Origin of the sequence: Geobacillus sp. B4113_201601 (assembly GCF_001587475.1) — a bacterium.
In the GTDB taxonomy this organism is placed as follows: Bacteria; Bacillota; Bacilli; order Bacillales; family Anoxybacillaceae; genus Geobacillus; species Geobacillus icigianus.
Map to the genome: position 1 here is coordinate 79,529 of NZ_LQYX01000074.1, position 26,794 is coordinate 106,322.

A 26,794-nucleotide genomic window follows, 5' to 3' on the forward strand; every position below is an offset into this window, starting at 1 on the left:
GCATAAAAGGAGGGAGAAACGATGATCTCATTTCGGCCGACCGAAGAGGAGCGGGCGTTTTGCGAAGTGGCGAAAACGATCGCCGCCGAAGAGATGCGGCCGAGGGCCCGCGACTGTGAACAGCGCCGTTCTGTAAGCGCATCCATCGCCAAACGCCTTCACGAGTTGGGATTTTTAGGGCTTGAACTTCCCGAAAGCTGGGGTGGGCTGGAACTTCCGCTCATATCCCAAGCGCAAATTTGGCAAGTGCTCAGCTATGGGGATTTAGGGATTGTTCAAGGGCTTCCCGGACCCGGGGAAGCCGCCTCGCTCATGCGTCAGACGCCTGAGCATCCCGTTTGGCGACCGTATCGGGACGTGGGTCAAACGGGAATATGGCCGACGGTGGCCTTCATCGACGATGAAGAAACGATCGAGGTCCGCCGCAGCCGCGACGGTTATCGGCTCAACGGGACATCCGCGCCAGTCCGGCGCGCTGCTTTTGCCGATTGGGTGGTTGCAGCCGGCAAGGATAACGAGGGGGAACCGGTCATTGTCGTTTTCGATGAGCGCACATGGGAGACGGTCGAAGGCGATTTCCGCCTCGGGCTGCTGGCCGCAGGGCTTGGGCGCATTCGCTTTTCCGATGTGTTCGCGGGCAACGACCGCGTGCTTGCCCGCGGAGAGGAGGCGTCAGCTTTGCTTGGGCACGCCCGCGCTCGCCAGTGCGTGCTTGAGGCGGCGAAGGAAGTCGGGTTGATGGAGGCGGCGCTCGATTACACTATCGAATACACGGCTGGCCGCAAGGCGTTCGGGCAGGAAATCGCCAAATTCCAAGGCGTATCGTTTACGGTTGCGGAAATGGCGTTTGAATGCCGCGGGGCCCGGAACATCGCCTGGGCCGCCGCTTGCCGCGTTGACGAGCAAGGAAGGGCGGCGGAAGGCTTCGCTTGGCGGGCGCTCGCCCGCGCCCATCGGTCGGTGCGCTACGTCACCGATCAGGCCGTACAAATGCTAGGCGGACACGGATACGTGCAAGAATATCCGGCCGAAAAATGGATGCGCGACGCCCAAGCGCAAGTGCTGCTGTATGCCCGGGAAACGGACTGGTTCATCCGCCGCGGCGAACAGCTGCTGGACGAACGGAAAGAGAGGGTTGCGCCGTGATTTCATTTGCGTTGTCACCGCAGCAAAAACAAATCAAAGAGCTCGTTCATTGGTTCGCCCAACACGAAGTACGCCCGCTTGCCCTCGAGGCCGATCGGCTCGGACGGGTCCCGGAGGAGTGGCTGCAAAAAGTGAACAAAATGGGCATCCAGCTAAATACATCGTCATTCGGCGGCGGACGGTCGGCGTCAGCGGCGGGGCAGAAACCGGAAAAAAAAGAACGCGAAGGCAACCGCGTGGCGGTGATTGCCGCCGAGGAGCTCGCGTGGGGCTGCCCGGCCATTGCCTTATCCCTTCCCGGTCCCGGCCTTGGCGGGCCGCCGATCCAGTCAAGCGGCACTCCGGAACAGAAGCAGCGCTTTTTATCGATATTTACGAAAGACGAACCGCGCTGGGGGGCGTATGCGTTGACCGAGCCGGAGGCCGGTTCGGATGCGTCCGGCATTCGGACGACAGCGAGAAAAGTTGACGGCGGCTATGTGTTGAACGGGCAAAAAATTTTCATTACCAACGGTGCTCGCGCTTCATGGGTCGTCGTGTTCGCCACGGTCGATCCGAAGCTCGGCCGCGCCGGACACCGGGCGTTTGTCGTCGAAAAAGGGACGCCGGGATTTACAGCCACCCGCACCGTTCATAAAATGGGGCTGCGCGCCAACGAGACAGCGGAGCTCGTGTTTGAAGACTGCTTCGTCCCGGCGGAAAACTTGCTCGGTGGAGAGGAGTTGTACAGCGCCCCGGCCCATCAACCATCCGGATTTCAAGTGGCGATGAAAACGTTCGATAGCACGAGACCGATCGTTGCCGCCATGGCGGTCGGCATCGCCCGTGCGGCTTACGAATATACGCTCGAGATCGTTCGCCGCGATTATCCGAAGCAAGGGCGGCTGTACTATGAAGCGGCTGAGCTGCTCGCCGAGGCGGAACAAGAGATCGAGGCGGCGCGACTGCTCACGTGGGAAGCGGCGTGGAAAGCGGACATCGGCGAAGCGAACGCGATGGAAGCGGCGATTTGCAAAGCGGTGGCTGGCAAAATGGCGCTTCATGTATGCGCGATGTGCCTTGAGCTGCTCGGTCCGGTCGGCCTTGATGGGCATTTGGTGGAGAAACTGTATCGCGACGTGAAAGTGTTTGATATTTTTGAAGGCACGCAGCAAATTCAGCGCCTCGTCACCGCCCGACGGTTGTATGCGCCATACGGCGTCCATGTATAACGTCTATGCCCAACTCGTTTCGGGCGGAACGAGCTTGGGCGCTCTGACTCGCAGTCGCCAAGGATACCCCCGCCCGATCGGCATCGGTTCCCGGTCGATTCGGCCGTCATCGGAGCGGCCAGCGCCGTTGGCGGGGGCATCGCAGCGAACGAAAGGAGAGAGTGTGACTTGCCTTACGAAACGATTCGCATCGAACGGCGGGACAAAGGAGTCGCTTGGCTGATCATCGACCATCCGCCGGCCAACGCCATTAGTGAAACGTTGATGAACGAATTGGAACAAGCGGCCGATGAGCTGGAAGCCGACAGCAAGGTGCGCGTGATCGTCATTGCGTCGGCCCATCCGAAAACGTTTCTCGCCGGCGCCGACTTAAAGGACATGATTCGGCGAGGAAGCCAGTTGGCCGGCAATAAGGACGGCATCGCCGAACAGAGCGCCCGCATGCAGCGCTGCTTCGACCGCTTCGCCAAAATGCCGAAACCGGTGATCGCGGCCATCAACGGTTATGCGCTCGGCGGTGGCTGCGAATTGGCGCTCGCTTGCGACTTCCGCATTATGGGCGGAGGCAAAATCGGCTTAACGGAAGTTTCCCTCGGCTTGATTCCAGGAGCAGGCGGGACGCAGCGGCTGACGCGCCTTGTCGGACGGGCGAAAGCGACGGAGCTTATTTTTCTCGCCCGCCGGCTCGATCCGCAAGAAGCGCTCGCGCTCGGCCTCGTTCACCGCGTGACCGCTCCGGAACGGCTGAACGAAGACGTAGCATCGTTTGCCGAACAGTTGTCCGAAGGCGCGGTGCGGGCGATGGGGCTGGCCAAGCGGGCGATCGATGCCGCCGAGGAGTGCGCTGAGGATGGGTTCGCTGTTGAAGCGGCGTCCTTTGCGGCCACGTTTCAAACAGGGGAGCCGGCCATCGGGCTAGCGGCGTTTTTCCAAAAGAAACAACCGCAATTTTTACGATAAACGGAGGGATCAGCGATGTCATCGTGGGCGGAATTGTTGAAAGGAAAGGTGGCGGTCGTCACCGGTGCTTCGCGCGGCCTCGGGCGTGCGGACGCCTTGGCGCTTGCCGAGGCGGGAGCGGATGTCGTCATCACCGACATTTTGCTCGAATCGGATGAAGAAAGCAAACAAACGGCGCAAAAATACGGACCGCTCTCCCAAGTGATGCAAAGCACGAACGTCGTGTACGCGGAAAAAACGGCGGAAGAAATTCGCGCCATGGGACGGCGGGCAATGGCGATCAAAATGGACGTCACCGACCGCGAGCAAGTGAAGGACGTGTTCGCCCGCGTCAAAGAGGAGTTCGGATCGATCGACATTTTGGTCAATAACGCCGGCACGCTTGACCACGTTTCACAAATCGAAAAGCAAAACGATGCGTTGTGGGAGCGCGATTTGCGGGTGAATTTGACCGGCACGTACAACTGCACGAAAGCCGTGTGGCCATACATGAAAGAGCAAGGATGGGGGCGGATCATCAACATGTCGTCCGTCGCCGGCACGCTCGGCGGCTTCGGGCAGGCGAGCTACTCGGCGACGAAAGGAGCGGTGTTGAGCTTTACGAAAAGCATGGCGCTGGAAGGAGCGCGCTACGGCATTACGGTGAACGCCATCGTGCCGGGCATTATCAATACGGAAGCGTTCCGCATGGGCAACCCGAAAATGAACGAACGGATGATCCAGCGCACGGCGTTCCGCCGCCCGGGTGAACCGGAAGACGTCGCCAACGCCATCGTCTTTCTTTGCTCCGATAAGGCGAAATATATTACCGGCATCGGGTTGAACGTATCCGGAGGTATAGAACTGTTTACGTTTTGAGCCAAAAGCGCGGTGGTGGCCGAGCGCCAGCTGACCTTTGGGCTGTGGCGAAGCCTCGCGTTCTCACCGCGTCAGAAACGTTTGGCCAACCGGCTATCAGACTGTGAGCCTACACCCGAAGCGGGCACCGCGGGGGAAATGTTGTTGGCTAAGGCCAGCAAGTGGAGGTGGGCTCGGATCGGAAGCGGCGCGGCTTCGGCGGCCCGCAGCAGCTCGCTAAGGGGAGAGCGGATCGATGGTGATCCGAGCGTGAGAGACACTCGCCAAATCGCTCAACGATTTCGAGCAGACCGATTTTCAGACAGAACAGGAGGAGCGGCATGAGGGAAGTGGTCATTGTCGATGCCGTACGCACGGCGATCGGCAAGAAAAAAGGAGCATTCGCCAACGTCCATCCGGTTGACTTGCTTGTTCCGGTGCTGCGGGCGCTTGTCGAACGAAACGGATTGGACGCCGGCTTGGTGGAAGATATCGTTGTCGGCTGCGTGACGATGACCGGGGAGCAAGGCGGCAACATCGCCCGTCAAGCCGCGCTCGCTGCCGGCTTTCCGGTCGAGGTGCCGGCGTTTTCGTTAAACCGGATGTGCGGCTCGAGTCAGCAGGCCATCCATAACGCGGCGCAAGCGATTTTGGCCGGCGACATGGACATCGTCATCGCTGCCGGCGTAGAAAGCATGACCCGCGTTCCGATGGGAAGCGATATGGGACGATTCAGCCGCCAGCTGACAAGTCGGTACAACATCGTGCCGCAAGGGATTTCCGCCGAGATGATCGCGAAAAAATGGGGGTTGTCGCGCGACGAGTTGGACGCGTTTGCGCTCACCAGCCATCAAAAAGCGGCAGCAGCCACCGATGGTGGAATGTTTGCGCGGGAAATCATCCCACTTGAAGTGCAGGGCGAAAACGGAACGATGACAGTTGCCCATGATGAAGGAATCCGCCGCGATACATCGAGGGAAAAGTTGGCAGCGTTAATGCCATCATTTCAGCCAAAAGGCGGTGTCATCACGGCCGGCAACTCAAGCCAAGTGAGCGACGGAGCGGCCGGCGTGCTGCTCATGTCGGCGGAAAAAGCCCGGCAGCTCGGGTTGCGGCCGAGAGCCCGCATCATCGCCCGCGCGGTCGTCGGCGAAGACCCGATTCTGATGCTTACCGGCGTCATCCCGGCCACGCGCCGCGTGCTCGAAAAAGCGGGGCTGCGCCTTGACCAAATCGATGTCATTGAAATCAATGAAGCGTTCGCTTCGGTCGTCAAAGCATGGGAGCGGGAGCTTGAGCCGGATATGGCGAAAGTGAATCCGCGCGGCGGAGCGATCGCCCTCGGACACCCGCTTGGCGCGAGCGGGGCGCGGCTGCTGACGACGTTGCTGCATGAACTCGAAGACATGAACGGGACTTACGGTTTGCAAGTGATGTGCATCGGCTTTGGCATGGCGACCGCCACCATGATTGAACGCTTGTAAAGCGGAGAGGAGGGGAGCGGTTTGCACGCATCGATCGAAACAGCCAAACCGAAACAAAAGCGCGATTTTACGGCGGTCAGCGCCGCCATTGAAACCGAGCTGGCCGCTATCACGGCGGGAAGGCGACGGCGAAAAATCATGACAACGTTTGTCAAAAACGGACTTGGCGTAGTGTTTAGCGACATCATCGCCCATAAACTGCGAGGGAAAGAAGGAGATAGTACTTCGTTGCGCCAAATCGGCCGCCGGCTCCGCCTAGCGTTTGAGGAGCTCGGCCCAACGTTCATCAAGCTTGGACAGGTGCTCGTCACCAGGCAAGATTTGCTGCCGGAGCCGATCACGCTCGAGCTCGAACGGCTGCTTGACCGAGTGCCGCCGATCGAGTTTGCGAAAATCGAGTACATTCTCGAACGTGAGCTTCCGGACGGTCTTGAGACGTTTGAATGGATCGAAGAAACGCCGCTCGGTTCAGCGTCGCTTGCCCAAGTATACAAAGCCAAGCTGAAAGACGGGCCGGTCGTCGCGGTCAAAGTCGTGCGCCCGACGGTCGAAAAGCTGTTTCAAACCGACATCGCTGTTATCAAAAAAATGGCCGCCCGCCTGCAGAAGCGGCTGCCCCCTGAACTGCAGGCCGCCCTCGATCTTGGGGGGCTCGTGCAAGACTACTACAGCAGCGCCATGGATGAGCTGGATATGACGGAAGAAGCGCGAAAAATGCAAGAGATGAAGCAAAAATACGAAAGGAGGGCCGAACATGTCACGGTTCCGCACGTGTACGAAGCGACGAAAAGCGTCTTAATCATGGAATACATCGACGGCTGGCTCATAAAAGATTTCCCCGTTGATTTTCTCACCTTTGAAGAGCGGGTCAACATTATGATTGACCTCGTTCACCATTATGTGCAGATGATGCTCGATGGCCATTATCATGCCGACGCCCACGGTTCCAACATCATGATCGACAAGCGGACGAAAAAAGCGGTCATCATCGACTGGGGAATGACCGGGCGGATGGACAGCGTGATGGCGCAAATTTTGATGCGCGTCATTTTGCACATCCAGCTCAACCAAGCAGAAGACGCCGCCGAAGTGTTTATGGAGCTCATGTCGCCGACCATCTACACCGATGTCGTCAAATTGAAAGATGAACTGCGGACGCTGACGTTAAACTATGTGTCCGCCCACCAGGGAAGCAGCCGCTACAATTACGGCCGCCTCGTCCTTGAAGCGACGGCGATCGGGCTTCGCAACTACTGCAAAGTTCCAAACGGCCTAGCGCTTTGGGCGAAAGGGTTTTCCGCAACCGAAGGGACGGCGCGCTGGATTTGTCCGGAAATCTCGTACGGCGAAGTCATCGAGGCGTATGAAATCCCGATTTTAAAAAGCATTCTCGGAAAGCGTTTTAATTTCCGCGCCAACGCCAGCCTCGTCGCTGAAACGGCCGAATTGGTCGCCACCTTGCCGCGCCGGTTCAACAAAGCGCTCGAAACGGTGGCGGAAAACAAATGGCGCCTGACCGTGCAGCTGCAAACTGACCCGGTGACGCGCAATACTCTCAACCAAATCGCCAACCGGCTGGCGCTTTCCCTCCTCGCGTTTGCCATTATCGTCGCCACCGGATTGATTGTCGCCAGCATCCCGGGCGGAACGTTTTGGGGGATGGACAAAACGACGATCGCCAACATCGGATTGGCTGTTTCGTTCCTCTTGGTGGTGTTTCTTGGTTGGCGGCTGTTCCGCACGCGCAAGCAACGGCCGCGGTTTTAACCTAGCTTGTTGAAAAAATCGGCATCAGGCGGTCGGCGCGGTTCTGGAAGGGAAAGCTTCCGCTACGGCAATCGAATCGATCCGCGATGAAGAGTGCTAGCCATGTTCGCTGGATAGGAACGCCATCCGATAATGGCCGCGATCGGATCGATCCGCAACGAAGAGTGCTAGTCCCGGGCACGAGCGCATCGTGCCACATTGTCGCTAAAGGAGGGAACGATGTGCGCGACGAGCATCAGGAATGGACGATGTCCCAGCGTATCGAAGCGTTTTACCGCCAAAGTGGCGGACCGGGAAGCCCGGTAATTCGGCGCCTGTTGGAGAGGCATTTGCTGTATGGAAAAGACCATGGCATCCCCGGAAAACGGGAAGAATTCGCGGACGCGTTTCGCGAAGTGTTTTTGCACGACCATTCCACCCGCTCGCTCGTTCTTGGCCTGTTCAAGCTAAAAACCGCCTTGCAAGAGGAATGGAACACCTACTTGGAGGCGCTGCGAGGTCAAGGCGGCGCCCGTGAAGCAAACGCGGATTTCGCTGACAGGCGAGAGCGATAAGGCGGTGAAAGGGGAGAACAACGATGGTGAAAGCGGCGGTGTTGCACCATTACGGGGAGCCGCTGGCGATCGAGGAGCTGGATTTAGCTGCCCCCCGGTTTGGGGAAGTCAAAGTGAAAATGAAAGCGGCCGGCCTCTGCCATAGCGATTGGCATGTCGTGCAAGGCCAGCTGCCGCTTCCTTTGCCGCTGGTGCTCGGCCATGAAGGGGCAGGCATCGTTGAGGAGGTGGGCGAGGGAGTGACGAGCGTTCAAGCCGGCGACCACGTTGTGCTCAATTGGGTGCCGTCGTGCGGCCGCTGTCCTTATTGCCGCCTTGGCCGGCCCGACTTATGCGAAGCGGCGGCCCGGCTGACGGCGACCGGCACGCTGCCGGACGGGACGACGCGTTTTTCCCTTGGCGGAAAGCCAGTCTATCAATTTCTCACCGCCGGGGCGTTCAGTGAGCGCACGATCGTGCCGGAACAGGCAGCGATTCCGATTCGCCGCGATGTGCCGTTTGAATTGGCGGCCTTGGTCAGCTGCAGCGTCATGACCGGGGTGGGGGCGGTCATCCATGCCGCGCGGGTGCGCCCCGGCAGCACGGTGGCCGTCATCGGCGCTGGCGGCGTCGGCTTCAACATCATCCAAGGAGCGGCGCTCGCCGGGGCCAAACAAATTATCGCCATCGACATTGTCGAGGAAAAATTGACGATGACGAAAACGTTCGGGGCGACGCATACGGTCAACGCCGGCGACGAAGATGCCGTCAGCGCGGTTCTCGACTTGACGGACGGCCTCGGCGTCGACTACGCGTTTGAAGCGATCGGCCGCCCGGAAACGATGGCGGACGCGTACAACATGACGAGAAAGGCGGGGATGACGGTCATCGTCGGCATCGCCGCTCCGCATGAAACGGTGGAAATCAACGCCTTCTCCTTGCCGTCGCAGGCAAAGACGTTGACAGGGGTGTGGCTCGGCCAAGGCAATCCCCCGGTCGACTACCCGAAGCTGCTTGACTTGTACGCGGCGGGCAAGCTGAAGCTAGAACCGCTCATCAGCGCCGTCTATGCCCTCGAACAAATCAACGACGGCTTCGCCGCCTTAAAGAGCGGACAAAACATCCGCGGCCTGATCCGCTTTGAGGAATAAACACGCACCAACAAGGAGGCGATGCCTCTCACGGCGGTCTTGAACCGCTGAGCTTGGGAATGCGGCCGGAAGCCGGATTTCAGAAGGCGGCCGCTCATTCGGCGCCATCAACGATGTGCAAGGTATAGGGAGAACGTCTTGAGGCGATATCGCTGACTTAGAAACAACGAGAGATCGTCTTGGCGATCATCGTCAACTTAGGAGGAACAGGAGAGGATCTTGGCGGTGACCACGGCTTAGAAGGAACAAGGCGATCGTCTTGATGGTGACCGCGGTTTAGAAGGAACAAGGCGATCGTCTTGATGGTGACCGCGACTTAGAAAGAACAAGGGATCGTCTTGGCGGTCATCCCAGCTTAGAAGGAATACGGCAATCGTCTTGACGATCATCACCGACTGGGAAAGGGGAAAACGAGATGCCGGTGTTTCAAAGCGAGCAGGAGCTGTATGACGTTCTCGGCCGCTTTTTTGAAAAAGTGGCCGAGACGGACGAGTCGAAGGAATTGATCGCCTCGACAGAGCTAACTTCCGGCTATGACGCGTATGTCCAATATATTTTTCATAAGCCGGAAGCGAAAATTACGTGGACGCATGAAAATGGGAGACTGAAAATCGTCTGCGGCGAGACGGACTTGCGGCCGGAGCTCATCTTTGAACAGAGCGCCGATGTCGGACATAAATTTTGGCTCGGGCGGCTCGATTTGCAGCAGGCGCTTGCCCGCCAACAAATCAAAGTGCAAGGACCGCTCGTGAACGCATTGAAAGTGCTGCCGCAGCTTGACGCCATCTATCCGGCGTACCGCGACTATTTGCAAGAAATCGGCCGCAGCGATTTATTGCGATAGCTTGGTTCAAAATCCGATCAATCGAGAACATGGAGCGATGGAAAGGAGGAGATGATAATGATTTCGGCGCAAACGACGGAAGCCGATTTATGGATTGATGGAGAATGGCGACCGGCCGCCAGCGGCGAACGGTTTGACGTCATCGACCCGGCGACGGGCGAAGTGACGGCCCGCGTCGCCAACGCTGGCGAGGACGATATCGACGCGGCGGTCACCGTCGCCGAAGAGGCGTTTTCGGATCGGCGCTGGCTGGCCATTTCCCCGCTCGAGCGCGGGCGCATCTTGCGCCGCATCGCTGAACTGATCCGCCAGCATCACGATGAACTGGCCCGGCTGATGACAAGGGAAAACGGCATGCCGATCAACATGGCGCGGTTTATCGAAATTCCGCTCGCCGCCGACTGTTTCGACTTTTTCGCCTCGCTTGTCGTCAAGCCGCAAGGAGAGGTGCTGCCGTTTTCCGTCGCCGGCACCGCCCCTGACTATATGGCGTGGACGGTCAAGGAGCCGATCGGGGTGGCGGGACTGATTACGCCATGGAACTTCCCGCTTTTGATGCCGACATGGAAAATCGCTCCGGCGCTGGCGGCGGGCTGTACGATGGTGGTAAAACCGGCCCCGGAGACGCCGCTGACGGCGCTCAAACTCGCCGAACTTTGCCAAGAAGCCGGCGTGCCGGACGGCGTTGTCAACGTCCTGCCGGGGCGGGATGAAGCGGGCAAAGCGCTCGTCCGCCATCCGCGCGTGCCGAAAATCGCGTTTACCGGCGAGACGGCAACGGGGCGCCACATCTTGCAGGCGGCCGCTCCCCACATTAAGCGGGTGACGCTTGAGCTCGGCGGCAAGTCGCCGAACATCATCTTTGCTGATGCGGATCTCGAACAGGCGGCCAAAAGCGCGCTGTTTGGCGTGTTCTACAACTCCGGGCAAGTATGCCAAGCGGGAAGCCGCATTTTGGTCGAACGGTCGGTGTATGAAACGTTCGTTCAGCTGTTGGCCGACCGGGCCAACACATTGCGAATGGGCCCCGGGATGAGCGCCCGCACCGACATTGGCCCGGTCGTCAGTCGCGAGCAGTACGACAAAGTGCTGCGCTACATCGACATCGGCCGGCAGGAGGGAGCGAAACTGGTCGCTGGAGGAAACGCGCGGCCGGAGCTCGGCGGCTACTTTATCGAGCCGACGATTTTTGCCGATGTCAAGCCGTCGATGCGCATCGCCCGTGAAGAAATTTTCGGTCCGGTGGCGGCCGTGATTCCGTTCGCTGATGAGGAAGAAGCGGTTCGCCTTGCCAACGATACGATCTACGGACTCGCTGCCGCTGTTTGGACGAACGATATCAAGCGGGCGCTCCGCTTGGCGCGCCGGGTGAAAAGCGGAACGGTATGGATCAACACGTATCAAGTGCTGTCGCCGACCGCCCCGTTTGGCGGCTATAAGCAGAGCGGCCTCGGCCGCGAGCTCGGGATGCAGGCGCTTGAACCGTATTTGGAGACGAAAACCGTCATTTGCGACGTAAACGACCGGCCGATGACGTTGTTTTAAGAGAGGGAAAAGGCTGGCGAAAAACAGCCGTTTCCCTTCCATGGATGGGGAAACGCGTGTAAATGTGACAAAGCGTTTCGATGGGAAAACCAAGGCCGGAAAACGGGAGGTGCGATGCCATCACCAGCGTCGGAAAAGACCGGTGACAACCGGTCGGTTTGTGAGAAGCTGAAAAGAACGCGTGATGGTGCCGCGACATGTTTTCGCTTGAACAGCGCGGTTGGGAGCGCCTTGTTTCCTTACATTAACAACCTTCAAAGGAGGAGAAACGTGATGACTCGCCACGATGGGTTTCAAACGGTGAAAGGCACGATCGATTGGGAGCATCCGATGTACAAATTGTATGAAAAAGCGAAGCGCAACGGGAAATGGAATCCAGCCGACATCGATTTCAGCCAAGACCAAACCGATTTTGCCAGCTTGACGAGCGAAGAAAAAATATCGGCTTTGCCGCTTGTCGCCGGGTTTTCCGCCGGCGAAGAGGCGGTGACGCTCGACATCTTGCCGATGACAAACGCCCTCGCGCGCCAAGGGCGGCTCGAGGACGTCCTGTTTTTGACGACGTTTATGCACGACGAAGCGAAGCATGTCGAGATGTTTTCCCGCTGGCAGCAAGCTGTCGGCATCGGGCAGATGGACTTGTCCGTCTTTCATAACGACCATTACAAACGCATCTTTTACGAAGCGCTGCCGGAAGCGATGGACCGCCTGTATAGCGACGACTCGCCGGAAGCGATCATCCGCGCCGCCACGGTGTACAACATGATTGTCGAAGGAACACTGGCCGAATCGGGATATTACACGTTCCGGCAAATTTACAAAAAAGCCGGGCTGTTCCCAGGGCTGCTCCAAGGCATCGATTATTTGAACATGGACGAAGGCCGGCACATTCAGTTCGGCATTTATACGATCCAGCGGCTTGTCAATGAAAACGAACGATATTATGAGTTGTTCATCCGCTATATGGACGAATTATGGCCGCACGTCTCCGGATATGTCGCCTATTTGACCGAGCTTGGCAAACGCCAGCAGCACCTCGCCCGCGCGCGGAGTCTGGAAATTGACTATGACATGCTAACCAACTATGTGGTCAAACAGTTCAACATCCGCAAAAAACAAATCAGCCGCACGAAGCGGTATGACAGCGTCGAGGAGCTAGAAAAAACAGCGGCCGAATTTTAAAAGGCTCGTGGAAAAGAGCGGTTTCTCTTTATCAGAAGCGCTTTTTTCGATTCGAGATCGAGAGCGAACATGCTTAATTCCGAGCAGACGGGCGGGTTTCGCCCGCCCGCGTCTTGGCAGAAGAAAAAATCGCTTTCGACCGCTTCCTTTTGGAGGAAGCGAGAAAGCAACAAGAGAGCAAGGAATGGAACGGGCGTGAGAACGCCACATTCAATAATGGGAACCGACAGCAGGGGGAGAGAAAGGCTTTTGTGATCAAACATAGTTGGTTTTGTTAGGAAACAAGGTATTTATTTTGGGGGGAATAGGGGGAAAATGATCATTTCATGGGAGAAAACGAGGGGGCATGAAAAATGGGGAACTTGTTCGCGGTCAATCCAAAACGATTTGCGATTGCGGGCGGAGCGGGATTTCTCGCGGTCATCGCTCTAGTGGCTATGTTGCTTTTGTCAGGTACGGCGTTTGCCGCGTTTCCGCTATCAGGTGTCGGGGGATTTACGATCAGCGCCGATAAAATTACAGGAACCGGATTTAAACTGTATCCTGCCATCGGTGAAACGGAACAAAGAGGGGCTTGGGGGCAAGCAGCCATTGACTTGGCGTCAGCGAATATCACCAATTTGGTGCTGGCGAAAAACATTAACACCGAGTCAGCTCTCGGCGCTTACGGCATTAAAAGCATCGATGTCGTTGTCACCGGCGGCAATGTAAGCGGACAAAATTTGAAACTGCGCGTCACTGGCATTCAAGCGGATAGCACGTCATTTGCCGGTTTGGAGACGCAAGAGCATAAAACCGACAACCCGCTCAACGTCATCGACTTAAGCGCGCCGAACTTAACGCTTGATAAACCGAGCTTGAATACGCATTACATGTCGGCAGGTTCGATCACCATCCCGAACATGAAGCTGAAAGTGATCGCTAACATGAAAGATGGGAGCCGGATCGGCGACTTTTAATTCGGTCTGATCATCATTGGGACGCGAGTTGTCCATCCCCTATTCCTCCCAAAATAAATGAGAAGTTCGAGTTGTCATCTTGTTTCCTGTGTGATCACGCATTTATGCTTAACGACTGTGCGCCGGTTTTTTTATTCTGGAAAATTTTTTTCTCTTCATCGCTTTTGGCAAATAAAGGGGAGAGGAAGAGGGAGCCAAGCGACGAACAGTGGCGCGTTTATAGATGATCAGCCGGTGTAAAACAGAGCGATCGTTCTTGGTCAAGAAACAAACGGCGGCGCGTGTCGAAGACTGGTGAAAACCGGTTGTTTCGCTGGAGAAATGGGAAGAGTGTGAAAGGCGATGCCTTAGAGCTTTTCTATTGGAGAAACGAGGGGGGAAGCGGCTTGCTCCTGAAAAGGTTGGTGAAAAACCGCTGGTTGCCTTGATCGGCGCCTGAACATAAAGGATAATGCAGCCAGTTTTTTCTACTTGAGAAACGATCCCGAGAAGCGGTGGCGCGAGGTAATCGGCCTCTTCAATTGCCAGCCTTTTAGGCTAATGATTAGCCAAAAAGAACGAAAAAGAGGTAAAGGAGGCAAGATGGGATGATGAGGAAGCTAGTTGAAATCGGGCAAATGACGACCATCGGAGCACTGACGGGCGCGTTTATCGGCGGAATCGTCGTTGGCGGTGGAGGAAACGGAGCGCTGTTGGGGGGACTGCTGCTAGCAGTCGCTCTCTCCTTGCCTATCCCGTTTTTTTCGAACCGCCCAACGGCGATCGTCCGCGTGAAATACGGAGCGGCCGCTTTGTTGCCGGGGATGCTTGTAGGTGGGAGCCAATGGGTGTCGCTTGGAACGGTCGGCGCTGCGGCGGGAGGGATAGCTAGCAGTGTGCTTGCCGCTTTTTTTGCCCAAGACATCATCGAGAAACAAGAAAGGCAAGGACGATACATTCGCACACGGTTTCATTACGTGTGGTTGTTTTTTGGAGGATCCTTGGCCACATTTTGCGCGTTGAACGCCTTTTTTGCCGCCGAGCGGGCGGTACCGTGGCAAACATGGGTGCGCTCCATTCCAATGGTGGTGCAGACGACGGTCATTCTCGCCTTTGTGTTGCTTGGGGTTGTCATTGGCGTTGCTTGGAAAAAAAGAAACGCTGAGACTTGGCGGCAAGCATGGACGTCTGCCCGCCGCCCGGTACGGGGAGTCGTGGTCGGTGGAATCGTGGCTATCATCGTCGCTTCCCTTGTCCATTACGGCTTTTTGTCTGTCCGCACCGCCGCTCGCTTCGTCGGTCCTCTGTTATCCTATGCCTTCGGTTGGATATTGCCTTGTGCTGTCGGGTATTTGCTTGCTGTCAACCGCCATCGCCCTGTTTTAGGATCGGTGTTGGCGATGATAGGGGCAGGGTTTGTCTTGATGGTAGGCATCAGTGTGTTCCCCATGCTTCTGCTTCCTGGAAGTGGGCTGATGTGGGCCGGATTGGTCACGGGCTTAGTAATGGTGGTTTTGGCGATTTTAAGCATCATCAAGCCGCAAAGCCATGTAGTATTCGGCAGTTTTCTCATCCTTGCTTCCATCCTTTCGTTTGTCGGTGCGGCCGGCGGCCTGATCATCGGAGGCGTCATCGGTCTGGTGGGCGGTGCATTGGTGGTGGCATGGAACGGACAGCAAGCGGGGGAGACGGACAGCGACTATCCTCCTCCCGTTTCCCCTCTTTCCAATCGCTCATCAACAATGACAGGATAAAAGGGAGGATGCAAATGAAGGCAAGCAAATGGTGGAAAACCGCGCTTCTCGCTTTGGCACTTTTTCTCTGCCTACCGCTTGGCGGGGCGCGTTCGCTCGCCGTCAGTGAAGAACAGGGATTTGTCATTCATGCCGATAAAGTGGTGGGCCTCTTGGACTTAGGTGGCATTGTTCTTGGGTCGCCGAAAGTGATCGTCGGCAAACTTCCCATTGCTTTCATCCAAACCGACATCAGCGGATTGTCTATGGAACGGGCCATCGACACGCCGCAAGGAACGATTCGATTGTCCATTCAGTCGAAAGGAACGGCGCAAGTCAATTGGATGAAACTGGATGTAACGAAATTAAAGTTTGGCGGTCTTTGCTTCGACGGCTTCCCGATTAAGCAATGTTTGAAAGACGTCACATTGGTGGCGACGAAAATGACGGCTTCGCGCCTCGCCCTTCCTGATATGTCGCTGTCAGCCTCGTTTTCCGGCGCCTCGATGATGCAAGCGGAGCGAAGCGCACTCGAACAAACGGATCTCGCCCAAGAAGCCGAACGGCTCATTTGGCAGCTTGATGAGCAAAAGCAAGGAACCGACAGCGCTGCCTACATGGTAAAGACGCTGCAGACGGATATCCCTACGCTTAGGAAGCGGGTTGAGTCGAGGGCGGACGAATGGACGGCGATGGAAGAAAAACAAACCGCCGTTTCCGCTTCCCTCCAATCGCTTGAACAAGCTATGGCGGGAGAGCAGAGAGCCGGGAGTGAAGAACAAAGACAATATGAAGCGGTGGTGATGCGCTTTCAAGAGTGGAAACAAATGCTCGAACAGCAAAGCGCTGCTCTTAGTGAAGACGTAGGAAAATGGAATGAACAAGATGGGTTATGGGAAAAAGCCGCTTCATACGTCGCAAAGCGACTGCGGCTTGGGGAACAATCGAACGCGATGAACATTCTTTCGGCTTTGCGCTCATCGCTCGACGACATGAAACAGCAGCTCGACAAAGAGAGAAAAGCCCTAGCCGCTTGGAGCCAAACGGTGACCGAGTTCGAGAAGCGACTCAATGCGGTTGAGGAATGGGTGAAACGGAAACCGGCCACCGGGGAGGAGCGCGCAGCTGGGCGTTCCGACGTACCGCTTTCTTCGCCGAAAACAGATGGTGAAGTGACTCCATAGAAGAAGAAGGTGTCCCGGAAGGAGCGGGACACCTTGTTTCATCAATATAGGCCATATCCATTTGAATGTACGATGGGGATTGGCCCTGTCTTGAAGACGGATCGAAACGGGGCCGTAGGGAGTTCGTCACGCGTCTAAGGTGCCGCCGTTGCCTTAAATGATTCCGTCGCGGATGGCCTTGACGATGGCTTCCGTCCGGTTTTTGGCGTTCATTTTTTGCAAAATCGCCGACACGTAGTCGCGCACCGTATACTCGCTCAAATGAAGCCGTTTCGCCGCTTCATAGGTCGACGCCCCTTCGGCGACCAGTTTCAATACTTCGATTTCTCGCGGCGATAAGTGCGGGGTCGGTTGCACAAGCTCTGGGCGGCCGCCGCTGCATTTAGCTAAAATTTCCCCCGCGCTTTGGCCGAATTTCATTACCGCTGTGTAGAGGCCATTGGACAATTGAAAAGCGGTCTTCGGACCACAATCCAAAATGGCAGCACCGATGAGCCGATTTTCCGAGGGTGCATACATCGGGGCAATGACGATTGACTCAAGTTGAAACTGCTGAACGTATTTCATCGGCAATCCTTGTTCCGCATGGCGGACGTAAATCGGTGGTACGTTTGTCATTTGGCGACCGAGCAGCTGTAGTCGTTGAATGTATTGTTTAATGAAAGGAAGATGATCAATGTGTTCATGAATGCTTTTGATTTCATGATTATCAAGCTGATAGCCGTACAGTCCGAATCCGCTTTCATGAATGCTGGAATAGGCGAACAGCGCACATCGTTCAAATGGCAAGTAGGCGACAAATCCGGTTGAAATGTATTCAATGGCTTGATGCAGCGTTTTGGCTCGCATGATCCATTGGTCAAACAACAACACCGCGTCTTTCCAAAGCTGTTGCTCTTTCGTACGGATGGAAACCTTTTGAGCAACATGAAACTGTTCGAGAGCGTGAAGCAGAAATGGAATGACGAACCGATCTTCCCCTTCGGTACAAACAAGCAAAAGATCGTCCCCCCATGGGAGTGGGATCAATCGCGTTTCGCTGACATCCATGTGGCAAAGAATGCGTTCACATAAGGCGAAAATCGTCTCTCCGCACACCGTGTTGTCGATAAGGGCATCAGCCACGCTTCCATACCATTTGGCGACGATGAAGCCGCCGTCGGCTGTTCTGGCCAGTTGGGCAATCCATGTGATCGGCAGCTGCTTGGATGAAACGGTTTGCTCAAGAAACTGCTCTAAATCGAACTCCGCACAATCAGGAGCGGTAACGGACTCATGAAGTTTCAAAAAAACGTACTGAATGGCTTGATGAACGCGAAAGTCCATAACGTCCCCCGACTGAATGGCTTCGTGAGCCGCGTTTTCCATCATCGATAAAATGACGGTCGACTGGTTGGGCGACAGCTTCCCGTTTCGTTTTTCCCATTCGCGGCGAAACGTCGCTAGCCATTCGGCGATATCACTTATCGGATGGCCCCATTGTGAAGAGAACGCCTCAATGGCAAGTCGCAAGGGGTGGGCGGCGGCGTGCTGCTTGTCCTCCAGTTCCTCGCATTTGTCTAGCCAGGCTGAAAGAATGCTCTCGCGGTGATGTTCGAGCGTATTCCACCCTTCTTTCAAAATGGCATCCAATCGGTTTGAAAGGCGCAAGTTCATTCGGTTCCCCTCCTTAACTGGTTTCGGATAGGTTTTGCCTTGTTTTTGGTTTGAAAGATGAAATCGCTCTTTCTTGTCTATCCATCGTTTCGGACAAAACAGGGCTTGTTGGTCGAACAGGTCCGTGTCTGGAGAGAAAAACGGGTTCAATCATTTTGGCGATAAGAGAAATGGTTGTGGAGTGCCCCTTTTATTAAAACGTTCTTTATTAATAATATTATAACAATTCTGTCTATTATAATACAAATGGTTTGTCAATCGTATCTCCGTTGTGTACGATAGAGGCAAAGAAAGGAAAGGGGGATTGTGAACGGATGAGCACGACCGAACATAAACAAGAAGCCCCGAAAACCGTCCGCTGCAAAGTCATCACCGTCAGCGACACGCGAACTGAGGAAACCGACCGGAGCGGCCGGCTGATGATCGAGCTGCTGACTGAGGCCGGTCATGACGTTGTTGGCTATGAAATTGTAAAAGACGAGGAAGCGGCCATTCGCGCGGCGGTGCTCGACGGCTGCCGCCGCCTTGATGTCGACGCGGTGCTCACCAACGGCGGCACCGGCATCGCCAAGCGCGATGTGACGATCGAAACGGTGAGCGCGCTGCTGGAGAAAGAACTCGTCGGCTTTGGCGAGCTGTTCCGCTTCCTCAGCTACACCGAAGACATTGGCGCCGCCGCCATGCTGTCGCGCGCCGTCGCCGGCGTGGCGATGGACACCGCCATCTTTTGCACCCCCGGCTCCACCGGAGCGGTACGCCTAGCGATGACGAAACTCATTTTGCCGGAACTCGGGCATGTTATAAGAGAGATTCGGAAAGACCGGTGAGGGAAATGAAGGTGTCTCCGCAACAACGGGACACCTTTTTCATGTATATCGCTATGTAACACTTCCATTTTCGTAGTGTAAGATGGTCCCCTCCCTATGTTCGGATTGTATTCCTTATCCAGTCAACATGAAGAGTGAGTCTCCCTATGATCCTGTGCACCCTAAGGAGGCGGTGACGTAATGCATCCTGCCGCTTTCAGGCATCATTTCCCAAATAGAACCACCTGTTCACATCGACCTTTTTTCAAATGTTTACTCATCGATCAAAGATAACATCTGTCTTTCACTGGCCTTATAGAGTGAATCTCACATACATCTTATTTTCGTCAGTTGACAAAAAAATCGATTGGTAGTACTATTTTTCATGAAATTACACAATTGCGCAATTACACAATTATAAAATTAAGTAAGAGAGGGGTACATATGTTTCCTAAGGTGAATGAGGGAATTTTAACTTTTGGCATCAGGGTGTTCAATTCCATTGGCTTTTTTGTGTATGTTCCGCTGCTTTCATTATGGCTAGTGAAAATGAAAGACCTCGATATTACTGAAACCAGTTTCATCATGGCGGCGTTTACATTTGTATCGAAGGCAGGGAATATGTTGGTTGGGGGAATTGTCGACAAGTTTGGGATTAAGAACAGTCTGGTCATTGGACTCTGGGGAGCGGCCCTGTTGTTAACGATGTTAACAATCGTTAATTCTTATCCATTGCTATTTTTGATCGCATTGGTATTGGGCATCTCGACTTCGCTTTACAATGTAAGTTTGAAAACACATATTTCCTTATTACAGGAAAATGAGAGACTGCGAGCGTTTGCCTTATTAAACATCGCTGTTAACGTTGGCGCTTCCATTGGTCCTTTTCTAGGCGGGTGGTTATTGGATTGGAATTCTTCTAGTACGATCATGGCGGCAATCGTTTGTTATGTTTTGGCTGGGGGGATTTCGTTGTTGTTGCCCCGCATCACCAGCGAGGATGCGGAGAAGGGAATCAATATCGTACAATTCGTTAAAAACAGCAGATCGGACCCGCATTTCTTTATCTTTATAAGATTTATTGCTTTTTCAGGGTTATTTTGGTTTTTGTACACACAACTATTTACAACTTTCCCTGTTGTCGTTTCTCAACATTTTTCAGGAAAAACGATTGGGTTGTTTTTTACCGTGAACGCGATGACGATTATTGTTTTTCAAGGTTTCTATCCAAAAATACAGCCAAAATGGAAAATGGAGTATTGGTACGCGCTGGCCTTGGTGCTCATCGTTGCTTCTTATTTCTTGTTGTGGATTTCCCATCATTTTTGGATCATCTTTGTTAGCGTGGTTTTGTTCAGCATGGCTGAAATCATTTGGGTTCCTATGATTGATCATCAGCTCATAGAAAAAAAGGGAATGTTAAGTTCTTCATGGGCCTTCGGAATATCCGGTGTACTTTGGGGAGTATGGGAATCGATCGGTGGATTCGTTGGTTTGAATTTGTATCAGTACGTCGGACAGCAAACCTTTTTTTACTTAGCCATCATAGGCATTGTGATTTTGGGCGGTTATTTGTTTCGCCTGCTATATAGAAACATGTCTTTCTTCACAAGTAAAAATCAAGTAGGGAGAAAGGACTGGACATAATGGATTTGTTATTTGTTGAGACAAATACAACGGAATGGGGGATTGTATATGGATAAATATATCATCATTTTAGGGGCAAGCCGTTATGGAGCAGAAGCAGCGTTTCAATGTGGACTCAAACCTATTATTGTGACAGATCGGCACTCAAGCATTGATAAGGAAATAGCGCAGCTGACTGAGGCCGTATTTTATGTTCGTGATATTGCGGAGAAAACAGAGGTGTTTTACGCTGTAGAGAAAATCATGAGTTTCTATCAGACCGTAGAGCTTGTCGTAAGTTTTACAGAATTAGGGTTAGAGACAGCTGCTTATATTAGTGAAAGGATGAAATTACCAACCAATTCGCTTGAAACGGTGGTAAATACGAGGGATAAAGGAAGGATGCGTCGGATTTTGTCGAAAGATCCAGAATTGCGATTAGACGTTGTAAGTGGTAAGGGATCTGCTCTTCCTAAACAGTTTCCGTATTCAAGGCCAGCCATCATCAAACCGCTTGACGGATTTGGAAGTAAAGCGGTCGATTATATTTCCAATCAACAGGAGTGGGAAAAATGGTTAAAGAGAAATCAAGACCATTCTCACGAGTGGATTTTGGAGCCTTATATTGACGGTCCGGAATATAGTGTGGAGACGGTATCTTGGAGAGGAACGCACTTTATTTTAGGAATCACCGAAAAACAAACGACTGGGAAACCTCACTTTATTGAGACTGGGCATATGGTGCCAGCGAGACTGGGACAACAGGAAGTCGAGCGGATTGAACAAGTAGTGATGAAAGCGTTACATTTGTTGAATGTTCAGTATGGACCGGGGCATATTGAGATTAAATGGGATGTGGAAGAGGACAGGCCCGTGGTAATTGAAATGCACACGAGACCAGGAGGTGATTTTATCCCTTATTTACATCAATTAACCTCTGGTTTCAACCAGTATGAGCTAGGTATTTTATCCTATATGAACGAGATGCCACCTGTTGAAAAACCGATTTATCAAAAGGCAAGCCTTGTTAAGTTTTTGATGTTTCCAGAAGGGGTGTTGCGACAACTTTCTCTTGGTACAGAGGTCAATCGAGAATATATTCAAGATTGGGCCATCTATTATCGAGTCGGGGATCGGATAAGGAAAACGGTGGACTCGTATACTCGCTCGGGCCATGTTATTGTTTGCTCATCAACAGTTGAAGAATGCCAACGGTTATGCGACAATTTTGTTGATCAGTTGAAGTGTGAAATTGTTCATGAATAAAAAACAGAAGGCATGGGATGTCGAATGGCTGTATACACAATAGAGGAAGTCAACCATCGTTGTAAAGTTGAACTCTCGATCTCGTCCTTATTTGAAATGATGGCGTGTTTAAGAAAGTGCTACATTTCATCGGGAAAAATGGATGGTGCCCCTCCTTTTCCTGTTGCTCGTTTTGAGGAGTTTTTTCGCGAAAATGCATCGTTGCTGCAGAAGTTTTACGGTCGGTATGAGTACGGAGCACAGCTCGCCGAATTTTTGGTTGATTTGCCTGCTCCTCATACCTTTTCTCAACTCATGGCGTATATCGATCGCGTGTCTCGATATGAGTTTTTGTATTATTTATTTGGTCGATACTTGTCTGAAAAAGAGATCGAGATGTATCTGACGCAATTTGCTTCTCCGTTCGATGACATTCGCTCAAAAATCACGTCGTTGGGTGGGGTTGTGAATGATGAACAGTTGGAATTTGCACAGAACTATGAGCAATATTTGCAGGAGTTAACTTCTCTTTGGGAACGTTTTTATCAGCAATGTTACGCTCATATTGAATCGATCCTGTCCCCTCTCTGGGATCAAGCGAATGAACGATTGAGAGCGGAACTCAGGCAGTCTGGGATTGATAAAATAGTTCGAAAATTATTGTACGATTATCCAATCCCGGAACAGTTTCCAACAAAAGAAACAAAGTTGATCAAATTGTATCCATCCTATTTTGTGTCACCGAAATTTATTATCGTTTGGGGACTTGGTGAACTTCATATTGTTTATGATATCAAGCATTATCTAGACGGGAAAGAGATTTCTTTCAACGAACAGCGGCTGGAGATCCGATACGATGAGAGACAGCTGCAGTATGTTGCTGATATTGCGAAATCATTGTCTGAAATTGTTCGGGTGAAAATATTGTCATTGATTGCGAATGAAGAAAAAATAAGGTCACAAGAGATGGCCAATCAGTTAAATATTACCGTTCCTACTGTTTCACGACATTTAAACATCCTGAAACAATCCAATCTGATCATAGAGCGAAAAGAAAACGGTTATCACCTCTATGAGATCAACGAAAAGGAAGTGAGGAGCTATTGCTCCGCTGTAAAGAAAATTTTGGGCATCGAAAACGATGAGAGATAACGGCCAAGAGGATGCTCCGTTGCCGGGGCATCCTCTTGGTCGGTTAGGCCTTGATGGACTTTTCCCTTTCTTGATTGCGAAGGATGAAGCGTTGGATTTTGCCGCTTGGCGTTTTCGGGAGTTCGGCGACAAATTCGACTTCGCGCGGGTATTCATGTTTAGATAAGCGCGTTTTGACGAACAAAGACAGCTCTTCGGCCAGCTCGTCCGACGGCGCAAAGCCTTCTTTCAGCACGACAAACGCTTTGACGATCTCTCCTTTGATGGGATCCGGCTTCCCGACGGCGGCCGCTTCGACGACGGCCGGATGCTCAAGGAGGCAGCTTTCGATTTCAAATGGTCCGATGCGGTAGCCGGCGCTTGAAATGATGTCATCCGCCCGCCCTTGAAACCAGAAATACCCGTCTTCGTCTTTGGTTGCTAAATCGCCGGTCAAAAACCAATGGCGGACAAGCCGTTCGGCTGTTTTTTCAGGATCTTTCCAATACCCCTTAAAGACGTTTGGAATCGAGTTGGTGTTAAAGGCAATTTGTCCGACTTCGCCGTCGGCGACCGGACGCCCATTCTCGTCGAGCAAGGCGATGTCAAAGCCCGGAAGCGGCCATCCCATCGAGCCTAGACGGATGTCCATCGCGGCGGCGTTGAGGTTTCCAATCAGCATCAACGTTTCCGATAAGCCATAATGGTCGTGGATCGTGACCCCCACGTGCTCTTGGAAAAAGCGAATGACTTCCGGATTGAGCGGTTCGCCGGCTGAGCTCATGGCGCGCACGTTCAGCTGATAGCGGCGAATGACGTTCGCGCCGGCCGCCGCCATCGCTCGGTACGCGGTCGGGGCGGACGCGAAATTGGTCACCCGGTATTTTTCCATCAAGGAATAGCACGTTTCCGGTTGAAACGGCCCTTCATAAAAGACGATCGGCACGCCGAACGCCATCGGCGCAAAGGTGCAAAAGATCAACCCGTACGCCCAGCCTGGATCCGCCCCGCCGAAAAAGACATCCTCATCGCGCAGGCCGATCGCATAGCGCATATATGGATAAATGTTGATGAGCACGTTGTGCGACCACATGGCGCCTTTGGGCATTCCTGTGGAGCCGGACGTATACTGAATCGCAAGCAGATCGTCGACCGTCGTTTCTTCGATCGAATGCTCAGTTGACTCTTTTGAAAGCGTTTTCCAAAACAGCTGGTCTTGATCATGAGACGGCTCATCAATGACAAAAATGTGTTCGAGCGTCGGCATTTTTTCCTTTTCCGGCAGTTTGGCGCGCTGTTCGTTGTTCGTCAAGAGGACTTTCGCCTCGGAATGGTTGATGCGATATTCGATTGCCTGCGGACCAAACGCGGTAAAGAGCGGCACATATACGGCGCCGACTTTCCAAGCCGCCAAAATGTAGATGACAAGAGCCGGGTTTTTCGGCATGAGCGCGCAGACGCGATCCCCTTTTTTCACTCCGAGTTTGCGGAACACGTTCGCCATTTGGTTGGACCAATCGCGCAATTGCCGATAAGTGATCGTTTTTTGCTCTCCTAAAGCGTTTTCATAAACGAGCGCAATGCGGTTCGGATCCTTGGCATACCGGTCGCATACTTCATGAGCGGCGTTGAACCCGCTGCGGGAGTCCCAGTCGTAATGAGCAAATGCATAATCCCAAGAAAACGATTGAATGATTGAAACAGGTGCTGGATGGTTGGTCATGTCTGATCCCCCTCATTCTGTTCGAAAAGTAGTTAAATTAATAATAATTAAAATAAAAATAAAATTCAATACATTGTTAAAGAACAGTGTTAGAGCAAGTAAATCTGTTTGTACACAGCACTGGTAAAGCAGATGGTCTCGAAAGTCCCGGCAACGACGGCAGGCGAGGCCATGGACAAAAAAGAGGCGGCCGGTTTCGTCAGCGTGTTTTGCTTTTTACCACCGCTGTCTTTTTAAAGGAAATCGTAGGACTGATCCGATACCAAATCCACAAATCATTGATGATGGAAGCGAGTTCGGCGATGTCGGCGTTGAGTTGGCACGAGCGCGCAAAATCGGCTTCGCGGCCAAGCGCGTCTTGCTTCTCATTGATTTGCCGCTCCAGCGTCGCGATGCGGTCAGGGATCAAGCCGCGGATCGCTTCCCACTCGAGCAAAATCGCCTCCTGTTCCTCGGCGCTGTAGTCGTCCCAATGTTTATCCAACTGCGGCACGCGGATGCCGAGTCGCTTGTCTTCGATGAAGATGTCCCTCATTCTCATATCCTCCTTTTCCTCTATTATACAAAACGTCTCCCTGGAAGGCTGGTGAAAAACGATTGTTTCTGTTGAGCAATGGGGGATCGTTTGAAAGGAGATCCTGATGCGACGAGGCTTTTCTATTGGAGAAACGGACTTGACAAGCGGCTTGCTCCCTTCAATCACCGGCCTCCTAGAGCACGGTGGAATTTTTATGCTTTTTCATGAATACGTATTGAAAAATGAGAAGAAAGCTGATAAAGTGATTAATGTATCCGGTTTGAATATTTATTTATATTTAAGTATATTTATGTGACGGGAGAGGAGAACGACCATGGCAAATCCAAAATTGGTGCTGGCCTATTCCGGCGGTTTAGATACATCGGTAGCGATTAAATGGCTGCAGGAGCGCGGGTATGATGTGATCGCGTGCTGCTTGGATCTTGGGGAAGGAAAAGATCTTGATTTCGTGAAAGAAAAAGCGCTCAAAGTCGGCGCGATCAAATCGTACGTCATCGATGTCAAAGACGAGTTTGCCAACGACTATGCGCTCATCGCTTTGCAGGCGAATGCGCTGTATGAAGGGAAATATCCGCTCGTCTCGGCGCTGTCGCGTCCGCTCATCGCGAAAAAACTCGTTGAAATCGCCGAGCTGGAAGGCGCCGTGGCGGTCGCCCACGGCTGCACGGGGAAAGGGAACGACCAAGTGCGCTTTGAAGTGTCGATCAAAGCGCTCAATCCGGATTTGGACGTCATCGCCCCCGTGCGCGAATGGAGCTGGTCGCGCGAGGAAGAAATCGAATACGCGAAAAAACACGGCGTTCCGATCCCGGTTGATCTGGACAGCCCGTTTTCGATCGACCAAAACTTATGGGGCCGCAGCAACGAATGCGGCATTTTGGAAGATCCGTGGGCCGCGCCGCCGGAAGAGGCGTACGAGCTGACGGCTTCGCTTGAGGACGCGCCGGATGTGCCGGATGTCATCGAGATCGGCTTTGAACAAGGCGTGCCGGTGACGTTAAACGGAAACGCGTACCCGCTTGCCCAATTGATTTTGGAACTGAACGCGCTCGCCGGCAAGCACGGCGTCGGCCGCATCGACCATGTTGAGAATCGCCTTGTCGGCATCAAGTCGCGCGAAGTGTACGAATGCCCGGGGGCGATCACGCTGATCAAAGCGCATAAAGAGCTGGAAGACTTGACGCTTGTGCGGGAAGTCGCCCATTTCAAACCGCTCATCGAGCAAAAAATCGCCGAAGTTATTTACAACGGCCTTTGGTTCTCGCCGCTCAAAGACGCGTTGGTTGCATTTTTGAAAGAAACGCAGAAAAACGTCACCGGCGTCGTGCGCGTGAAGTTGTTTAAAGGCCATGCGATCGTTGAAGGGCGCAAATCGCCGTTCTCGCTCTATGATGAAAAACTGGCGACGTACACGTCGGAAGATGAATTTGACCATCAAGCGGCGGTCGGCTTCATTTCGCTGTACGGCTTGCCGACCAAAGTCAACAGCATCGTGAACAAGCAAAACAAAGCGTCGGTGTCGACCGGCCAATAAACCATCGGGAATAGGAAGGA

At 53.4% G+C, this 26,794-nt stretch carries 23 protein-coding genes; 20 read left to right on the plus strand and 3 right to left on the minus strand.

Features of this window, described 5'->3' with window-relative positions; translation table 11 throughout:
- Positions 1-21: 21 nt before the first annotated feature.
- The 14 genes from B4113_RS09150 to B4113_RS09215 all read left to right on the plus strand — a co-directional run bounded on the left by B4113_RS09150 (position 22) and on the right by B4113_RS09215 (position 16,515).
- The gene (locus B4113_RS09150) at positions 22-1,146 is read left to right on the plus strand and encodes an acyl-CoA dehydrogenase family protein (RefSeq protein WP_033844342.1); all 1,125 of its coding nucleotides are present in this window, start codon (positions 22-24) and stop codon (positions 1,144-1,146) included.
- A complete protein-coding gene (locus B4113_RS09155; protein WP_033844341.1) occupies positions 1,143-2,357 on the plus strand; it encodes an acyl-CoA dehydrogenase family protein in 1,215 nt (404 codons plus the stop codon). The genes B4113_RS09150 and B4113_RS09155 overlap by 4 nt, the downstream gene beginning before the upstream one ends.
- A 168-nt stretch (positions 2,358-2,525) precedes the next feature.
- Positions 2,526-3,317, plus strand: a complete 792-nt coding sequence (locus B4113_RS09160; protein ID WP_033844340.1) for an enoyl-CoA hydratase/isomerase family protein — start codon at positions 2,526-2,528, stop codon at positions 3,315-3,317.
- A 15-nt stretch (positions 3,318-3,332) separates the two neighbouring features.
- Positions 3,333-4,175, plus strand: a complete 843-nt coding sequence (locus B4113_RS09165) for an SDR family NAD(P)-dependent oxidoreductase (protein ID WP_033844339.1) — start codon at positions 3,333-3,335, stop codon at positions 4,173-4,175.
- A gap of 320 nt (positions 4,176-4,495) precedes the next feature.
- The gene (locus B4113_RS09170; RefSeq protein WP_033844338.1) at positions 4,496-5,638 is read left to right on the plus strand and encodes a thiolase family protein; all 1,143 of its coding nucleotides are present in this window, start codon (positions 4,496-4,498) and stop codon (positions 5,636-5,638) included.
- 21 nt (positions 5,639-5,659) lie between these two features.
- Positions 5,660-7,405, plus strand: a complete 1,746-nt coding sequence (locus B4113_RS09175; RefSeq protein WP_033844337.1) for an AarF/ABC1/UbiB kinase family protein — start codon at positions 5,660-5,662, stop codon at positions 7,403-7,405.
- Between the two features lie 221 nt (positions 7,406-7,626).
- Entirely contained in the window at positions 7,627-7,959 is a 333-nt protein-coding gene (locus tag B4113_RS09180) for a hypothetical protein (RefSeq protein WP_033844336.1), read from the plus strand.
- Positions 7,960-7,982: 23 nt separating this feature from the next.
- Entirely contained in the window at positions 7,983-9,089 is a 1,107-nt protein-coding gene (locus B4113_RS09185) for a Zn-dependent alcohol dehydrogenase (protein WP_033844335.1), read from the plus strand.
- A 415-nt stretch (positions 9,090-9,504) separates the two neighbouring features.
- On the plus strand, positions 9,505-9,933 hold the full coding sequence (locus B4113_RS09190; protein WP_033844331.1) for a hypothetical protein: 429 nt from the start codon (positions 9,505-9,507) through the stop codon (positions 9,931-9,933).
- A gap of 57 nt (positions 9,934-9,990) precedes the next feature.
- Complete coding sequence (locus B4113_RS09195) at positions 9,991-11,478, plus strand: aldehyde dehydrogenase (RefSeq protein ID WP_033844329.1); 1,488 nt, start codon at positions 9,991-9,993, stop codon at positions 11,476-11,478.
- A gap of 273 nt (positions 11,479-11,751) precedes the next feature.
- On the plus strand, positions 11,752-12,660 hold the full coding sequence (locus B4113_RS09200; protein ID WP_033844328.1) for a R2-like ligand-binding oxidase: 909 nt from the start codon (positions 11,752-11,754) through the stop codon (positions 12,658-12,660).
- A 353-nt stretch (positions 12,661-13,013) separates the two neighbouring features.
- A complete protein-coding gene (locus B4113_RS09205; protein ID WP_033023471.1) occupies positions 13,014-13,619 on the plus strand; it encodes a DUF6230 family protein in 606 nt (201 codons plus the stop codon).
- A gap of 587 nt (positions 13,620-14,206) precedes the next feature.
- On the plus strand, positions 14,207-15,352 hold the full coding sequence (locus B4113_RS09210) for a DUF6114 domain-containing protein (protein WP_235597984.1): 1,146 nt from the start codon (positions 14,207-14,209) through the stop codon (positions 15,350-15,352).
- 14 nt (positions 15,353-15,366) lie between these two features.
- Complete coding sequence (locus B4113_RS09215) at positions 15,367-16,515, plus strand: hypothetical protein (protein WP_061912412.1); 1,149 nt, start codon at positions 15,367-15,369, stop codon at positions 16,513-16,515.
- Between the two features lie 153 nt (positions 16,516-16,668).
- Here the strand turns inward: B4113_RS09215 and B4113_RS09220 are convergent, their stop codons facing one another.
- A complete protein-coding gene (locus tag B4113_RS09220; RefSeq protein ID WP_061912413.1) occupies positions 16,669-18,171 on the minus strand; it encodes a response regulator transcription factor in 1,503 nt (500 codons plus the stop codon).
- Positions 18,172-18,485: 314 nt separating this feature from the next.
- Between B4113_RS09220 and B4113_RS09225 the strand changes: the two genes are divergently transcribed.
- The 4 genes from B4113_RS09225 (at position 18,486) to B4113_RS09240 (ending at position 23,000) form a co-directional block, all read left to right on the plus strand.
- Positions 18,486-18,998 carry a molybdenum cofactor biosynthesis protein B gene (locus tag B4113_RS09225; protein WP_061912414.1) on the plus strand — a complete coding sequence of 171 codons (513 nt, stop codon included), beginning with the start codon at positions 18,486-18,488 and terminating at the stop codon, positions 18,996-18,998.
- Positions 18,999-19,421: 423 nt separating this feature from the next.
- Positions 19,422-20,624 carry an MFS transporter gene (locus tag B4113_RS09230; RefSeq protein ID WP_061912415.1) on the plus strand — a complete coding sequence of 401 codons (1,203 nt, stop codon included), beginning with the start codon at positions 19,422-19,424 and terminating at the stop codon, positions 20,622-20,624.
- Positions 20,625-20,672: 48 nt separating this feature from the next.
- Positions 20,673-21,869, plus strand: coding sequence for an ATP-grasp domain-containing protein (locus B4113_RS09235; protein WP_033023478.1), 1,197 nt, complete (start codon positions 20,673-20,675; stop codon positions 21,867-21,869).
- Positions 21,870-21,893: 24 nt separating this feature from the next.
- A complete protein-coding gene (locus tag B4113_RS09240; protein ID WP_033023480.1) occupies positions 21,894-23,000 on the plus strand; it encodes a helix-turn-helix transcriptional regulator in 1,107 nt (368 codons plus the stop codon).
- Positions 23,001-23,043: 43 nt separating this feature from the next.
- Here the strand turns inward: B4113_RS09240 and B4113_RS09245 are convergent, their stop codons facing one another.
- Positions 23,044-24,702: an acyl-CoA synthetase gene (locus B4113_RS09245; RefSeq protein WP_033023481.1), complete on the minus strand. Its 1,659-nt coding sequence runs from the start codon at positions 24,700-24,702 to the stop codon at positions 23,044-23,046.
- Positions 24,703-24,901: 199 nt separating this feature from the next.
- Positions 24,902-25,237, minus strand: a complete 336-nt coding sequence (locus B4113_RS09250) for a hypothetical protein (protein ID WP_033023482.1) — start codon at positions 25,235-25,237, stop codon at positions 24,902-24,904.
- A gap of 106 nt (positions 25,238-25,343) precedes the next feature.
- On the opposite strand from B4113_RS09250, the gene B4113_RS09255 reads away from it, so the two are divergent.
- Positions 25,344-25,535 carry a hypothetical protein gene (locus B4113_RS09255; RefSeq protein WP_061912416.1) on the plus strand — a complete coding sequence of 64 codons (192 nt, stop codon included), beginning with the start codon at positions 25,344-25,346 and terminating at the stop codon, positions 25,533-25,535.
- Positions 25,536-25,553: 18 nt separating this feature from the next.
- On the plus strand, positions 25,554-26,774 hold the full coding sequence (locus tag B4113_RS09260) for an argininosuccinate synthase (protein ID WP_033019520.1): 1,221 nt from the start codon (positions 25,554-25,556) through the stop codon (positions 26,772-26,774).
- Positions 26,775-26,794 lie beyond the last annotated feature (20 nt).

Coding starts and splice junctions, on each gene's coding strand:
- B4113_RS09230 (WP_061912415.1), top strand. CDS start 19,422: ATGTTTCCTAAGGTGAATGAGGGAATTTTAACTTTTGGCATCAGGGTG.
- B4113_RS09170 (WP_033844338.1), top strand. CDS start 4,496: ATGAGGGAAGTGGTCATTGTCGATGCCGTACGCACGGCGATCGGCAAG.
- B4113_RS09185 (WP_033844335.1), top strand. CDS start 7,983: ATGGTGAAAGCGGCGGTGTTGCACCATTACGGGGAGCCGCTGGCGATC.
- B4113_RS09190 (WP_033844331.1), top strand. CDS start 9,505: ATGCCGGTGTTTCAAAGCGAGCAGGAGCTGTATGACGTTCTCGGCCGC.
- B4113_RS09235 (WP_033023478.1), top strand. CDS start 20,673: ATGGATAAATATATCATCATTTTAGGGGCAAGCCGTTATGGAGCAGAA.
- B4113_RS09225 (WP_061912414.1), top strand. CDS start 18,486: ATGAGCACGACCGAACATAAACAAGAAGCCCCGAAAACCGTCCGCTGC.
- B4113_RS09195 (WP_033844329.1), top strand. CDS start 9,991: ATGATTTCGGCGCAAACGACGGAAGCCGATTTATGGATTGATGGAGAA.
- B4113_RS09215 (WP_061912412.1), top strand. CDS start 15,367: ATGAAGGCAAGCAAATGGTGGAAAACCGCGCTTCTCGCTTTGGCACTT.
- B4113_RS09165 (WP_033844339.1), top strand. CDS start 3,333: ATGTCATCGTGGGCGGAATTGTTGAAAGGAAAGGTGGCGGTCGTCACC.
- B4113_RS09240 (WP_033023480.1), top strand. CDS start 21,894: ATGGCTGTATACACAATAGAGGAAGTCAACCATCGTTGTAAAGTTGAA.
- B4113_RS09205 (WP_033023471.1), top strand. CDS start 13,014: ATGGGGAACTTGTTCGCGGTCAATCCAAAACGATTTGCGATTGCGGGC.
- B4113_RS09220 (WP_061912413.1), bottom strand. CDS start 18,171: ATGAACTTGCGCCTTTCAAACCGATTGGATGCCATTTTGAAAGAAGGG.
- B4113_RS09150 (WP_033844342.1), top strand. CDS start 22: ATGATCTCATTTCGGCCGACCGAAGAGGAGCGGGCGTTTTGCGAAGTG.
- B4113_RS09200 (WP_033844328.1), top strand. CDS start 11,752: ATGACTCGCCACGATGGGTTTCAAACGGTGAAAGGCACGATCGATTGG.
- B4113_RS09210 (WP_235597984.1), top strand. CDS start 14,207: ATGATGAGGAAGCTAGTTGAAATCGGGCAAATGACGACCATCGGAGCA.
- B4113_RS09245 (WP_033023481.1), bottom strand. CDS start 24,702: ATGACCAACCATCCAGCACCTGTTTCAATCATTCAATCGTTTTCTTGG.
- B4113_RS09260 (WP_033019520.1), top strand. CDS start 25,554: ATGGCAAATCCAAAATTGGTGCTGGCCTATTCCGGCGGTTTAGATACA.
- B4113_RS09250 (WP_033023482.1), bottom strand. CDS start 25,237: ATGAGGGACATCTTCATCGAAGACAAGCGACTCGGCATCCGCGTGCCG.
- B4113_RS09255 (WP_061912416.1), top strand. CDS start 25,344: ATGCGACGAGGCTTTTCTATTGGAGAAACGGACTTGACAAGCGGCTTG.